General features: G+C 75.4%; 1 protein-coding gene. It reads right to left on the bottom strand.

Features of this window, described 5'->3' with window-relative positions; all coding sequences use genetic code 11:
* Positions 1–1,242, bottom strand: a 1,242-nt coding sequence (locus tag FV229_RS26915; protein ID WP_147754824.1) for a heavy metal translocating P-type ATPase, incomplete at both ends; no start/stop codon positions are given.

Below are 1,242 nucleotides of genomic sequence, written 5' to 3'. Positions count from 1 at the left end.
GCCCGGCAGCGCCCGCAGGTTGGCGGCCGGCGGCGGCGACACGCCCTCCGCTGCGGCGAGCGTCGCGACGGCGCGGGCGAGGGGATGCTCGCTTCCGGCCTGCAGCGCTGCCGCCTGGCGCAGGAGGTCTGCGCGCGCGACGCCTAGCGCAGGCTCGAGGTCCGTCACCGTCGGGCGCCCTTCCGTCAGCGTGCCGGTCTTGTCGAAGGCGACCGTGTCGAGGGCGTGGGCCACCTCCAGGGCTTCCGCGTCCTTGATCAGGATGCCGTGGCGCGCCGCGACGCCGGTGCCGGCCATGATCGCCGTCGGCGTCGCGAGGCCGAGGGCGCAGGGGCAGGCGATGACCAGCACCGCGACCGCATCGATCAGCGCCGTTTCCACGCTAGCGCCGGCAATGAGCCACCAGCCGAGGAAGGTGACGAGCGCCAAGCTCAACACCACCGGCACGAACACCGCGCTCACCCGGTCGACCAGGCGCTGGATTGGCGCCTTGGCCGCCTGCGCGTCCTCGACAAGGCGGATGATCCGCGCGAGCGTCGCCTCCGCGCCGACCGCGGCGACTTCGACCACGAGCCGGCCGTCGCCGTTGATGGCGCCGCCGACGACCCGGTCGCCGACGGCTTTTGCCACCGGCAGGCTCTCGCCGGTGATCAGCGCCTCGTCGATCCGGCTCGCGCCGTCGCGGATCGTGCCGTCGGCGGGCAGGCGTTCGCCGGGGCGGACCACGACCGCGTCGCCGACCCGGAGCGCGGAGACCTCGATCTCGGCCTCGCTGCCGTCCGGCCGGCGCAGGCGCGCGCGCTCGGGCCGCAGCGCCGTCAACGCCCGGATGGCCGACGCGGTGCTGCGCTTGGCGCGGCTCTCCAGGCGCTTGCCGAGCAGAACGAGGGTGATCACCACCGCCGAGGCTTCGAAGTACAGGTGCGGGGTCGCGCGGCCGGCCTCCGCGGCGCGGACGAGCTGGTACAGGCTCAGCGCGTAGGCCGCGGAGGTGCCGAGCGCGACGAGCAGGTCCATGTTGCCGGCGCCCGCCCGCAGCGCGCGCCAGCCGGCCCGGTAGAACCGGGCGCCGAGCCAGAACTGGATCGGGGTCGCGAGCGCCAACTGCACCCAGCCGGGCGGCATCCAGGCGATCCCGAACGGCATCAGCAGCATCGGCGCGACCAGCGGCGCCGCGAGCGCCGCGGCGACCAGGAGGTGGATTTCGTCGCGGCGGGCGGCGGCGTCGCGGGTGGCCTCCGC

Source organism: Methylobacterium sp. WL120, assembly GCF_008039465.1.
In the GTDB taxonomy this organism is placed as follows: Bacteria; Pseudomonadota; Alphaproteobacteria; order Rhizobiales; family Beijerinckiaceae; genus Methylobacterium; species Methylobacterium cerastii.
The sequence above is the reverse complement of the archived record's forward strand: the minus strand, read 5'-3'. Positions and strand labels throughout refer to the sequence as shown.